At 44.3% G+C, this 3,110-nt stretch carries 1 protein-coding gene and 1 pseudogene; one reads left to right on the forward strand and one right to left on the reverse strand.

Features of this window, described 5'->3' with window-relative positions; translation table 11 throughout:
* Positions 1–97: 97 nt before the first annotated feature.
* Positions 98–1,198 carry a hypothetical protein gene (locus tag H6G97_RS48760; protein WP_242056154.1) on the reverse strand — a complete coding sequence of 367 codons (1,101 nt, stop codon included), beginning with the start codon at positions 1,196–1,198 and terminating at the stop codon, positions 98–100.
* A gap of 940 nt (positions 1,199–2,138) precedes the next feature.
* Here H6G97_RS48760 and H6G97_RS48765 point away from each other — a divergent pair.
* Positions 2,139–2,996: pseudogene (locus H6G97_RS48765) on the forward strand (reverse transcriptase N-terminal domain-containing protein); the annotation flags it as partial.
* Between the last annotated feature and the right edge of the window lie 114 nt (positions 2,997–3,110).

The following is a 3,110-nucleotide window of genomic DNA, read 5'->3' on the forward strand; positions in this document are numbered from 1 at the left end:
TATTACTCTCTGATAGAGCTTTTTGTAAATTCTCTTTCTGTAATTTACTTAAGTATCCTTTGGCTGGCATAGCAGTAAGTCCACGAGTTTATTTAATTTACATTTTATGCAAACTAGATGTGGAACAGCTTACCACAGAGCGTTTTGGCAATTGAACGACTTTTGCCTTCGCAGCAGCTTTGATATCTGAGCGTTCCCACGAAAATCGCTGTGGTAATTGCTCAATCAACGCCAGCAGTTCAGGCAAATCCAAGGTTTCGGAAATACAGGGGATTTGCCTGTGATTATCAGCCGGGACTTTATCAATTACTGTGATTCTGGTGTCGATTTGTGTACCATGTTTTGAGTACACCTTGCCGTTAACTCCGACCGACATTAAAACTCGTGCTTCCGACTGCCACCTAACGAAAGTCTCGCGCCAAGTGGGATTATTGGGAGAAAACCAGTTGCCACTGATTGTTACCAGCCGTCCACCGTCAGCCAGTCTTTGCAATGCCGAGTTGATGTGGCGAGGAGTTGCGTCGGGGTTGCGACTGTTGATTTTGGGAGATGTGGAGAAAGGCGGATTCATCAGCACAACTGAGGGCTGAGTTTTACCAGCCAAATAATCGTTAATTTGTTCCGCGTTTACTGAGAATAATAATGTACCAGGGAATAATCGCCGCAGAATCTTCGATCTATCGGGTGCAAGCTCGTTGAGCACCAGACTTGCACCGTGCAATTTAGCCAATTGTGCCAATAAGCCAGTTCCGGCGGAAGGCTCCAGAATCAAATCAGTTGCTTGTATAAAGCCTGCTTTGGCTACGAGATAAGCAAGCGGCAGAGGGGTGGAGAATTGCTGAAGCTGTACTGATTCTTCACTGCGCCGTGTTTGGGTTGGGCAGAGGGCTACTAACTTCTCTAATTCCAATAATACTGTTAGCGGCGACTCTAATAAAGGCTTGTAACCTTTTTGACGCAGATATAATATTTGCGCCACTTCCACTGCCTCGTAAGCATCTTTCCATTGCCATGCACCAGACGCGGCAGTGCCTAGAAAGTAGCGATTCATCTGGGAAGAAACAGTTTTTGTAGAGAGAGGGCGATTATCTATTAAAACTTTTGCAAGCCCTTGGGCAACATTAATAACTGACTGCCCATAATCGATTACTGTTTGCAAATCGAATAAAGAACCTTGAGTGAAAAGTTGCTGTACCATTGGACTATATAATTTTAGTTTTCACTCTTGAAAAAGCGAAGCTAATATGTAAGCTTTATTAGCTATCAAACAGACACATAACGTTCACTATTTTTAGGAAATAAGTTAACCTCCGTTGGTCAGTCGGAGGCTAAGAATAAAGTATTAGTAAAAGGGGAATAGAGAAAGGAAATTTTATCCCTTTCACCTTTTAGCTTCTTAGTTTTATGCAGATGTACGCGGTCTGCCTGGCTTGCGCTTGCATGAAGAATTTACATCAGCCTTTTTAGTTTTCGGTGACTTGTTGGCAGGATTATCAACTTTATTTAAACGAGTAGTACGTTTTGGTTGTAGTGAAATTTCTTTAACTGGAGGCAGTAATCTCAATGTAGGGAATGGTGCGATTCGTTGATTAGTGAATCACGGCAATAAGTCCGTAAATAACTAATCCAGCCCGACAGCAGATCACTGTCACTAAAAGGCTGAACTCTTGGTCAGATGTAGGTGAAAGCCCTACCATTCAGACTCAGAATTGACTCCTTATCTGCCCACACCGAACAAGCTCGATTCTCGTAGAGTGAAGCTGGGAACAGGGCGCAATCAGACGACCGTTGTGGGTTGACACTGGCGCTAACAGGGAGTTCCTACGATGAAACAGAGCCTAAAAAAGCGACTTATACATAGGCAAGGGCGCAACTGAAAAAACCCTGACCTTACTGGAGTCGATTCCCGCCGAACACCATTTCAGTAACGGCAAAGAGTCTAGGGAATCCAGTAGTCGAATTGGCTACATCTAACGGAACAATCAATCTCTTCGAGGGAACGAATAAAAACGAGTTGTGGGTCTAGGGGCAGTCGAACCCCATGTAGACCAGACGAGCGGATTAATCCCCACAATTCGGGTAGGACAGACCGTAATTGGTCTGAGGTGTTCAGAATACACAAACTAGAGAAGAGAAAAATGATTAGGCACAGTTACAAAACTAGTGAATCTTGGGTAGCCCTACCGTGGAAGAAATTCCGCCGAAATCTACTCCGCCTTCAAAAGCGTGTGTATAAAGCTGTTCAAGTTGGAGACAAGCGGAAAGCTAGGTTACTCCAAAAGCTTATTCTTAAATCCACCTCGGCTCGATTTCTTGCAATTAGACTTGTATCTCAGCTAAATGCTGGTAAAAAGACGGCTGGTATTGATGGAAAGAAATCCCTCTCATTTGAAGAACGCTTCAACCTTGAAGAACTACTGAAAATGAATAGTGGAAATTGGAAGCATCAAGGACTACGGGAAATCCCCATCCTCAAAAAGGACGGGACTACCAGAATGCTTAAGATACCAACCATCGCGGATAGAGCTTGGCAATGCCTCGCAAAATATGCACTCGAACCCGCACATGAAGCCACTTTCCACGCCAGGAGTTATGGGTTTAGAACTGGGCGCTCTGCCCATGATGCACAGAAGTACATCTTTGACAATCTCAACTCCATTTCCAATGGAATAGAAAAACGAGTCATTGAACTCGATATCGAAAAGTGCTTCGACAGAATTAACCACTCGGCAATAATGGACGAACTCATCGCCCCCAAAGGCTTAAAACTCGGAATATACCGATGCCTCAAGGCAGGAGTTAACCCAGAATTTCCGGAACAAGGAACCCCACAAGGGGGAGTGGTCAGCCCCTTACTAGCAAATATTGCACTCAACGGGATTGAGAGGATACACAGATACCATGCGAATCGAAGACGCAGAATCACTGCCAAAACCTCAGTCAGATGCATCATCGAGCCATCAATCCGATACGCGGATGACATGGTTATTATACTCCCAATACGGTTCGGTTAAGCTCTAAGCAGTATTGATTACAGAAAAAGTAAGTGTTTCCAATTTAACTCCTGCCCCCTTATGTACTGGCTTCTTGGACGGAAACTTAGCCCTAGT

This window comes from Nostoc flagelliforme FACHB-838 (assembly GCF_014698065.1).
Taxonomy (GTDB): Bacteria; Cyanobacteriota; Cyanobacteriia; order Cyanobacteriales; family Nostocaceae; genus Nostoc; species Nostoc flagelliforme_B.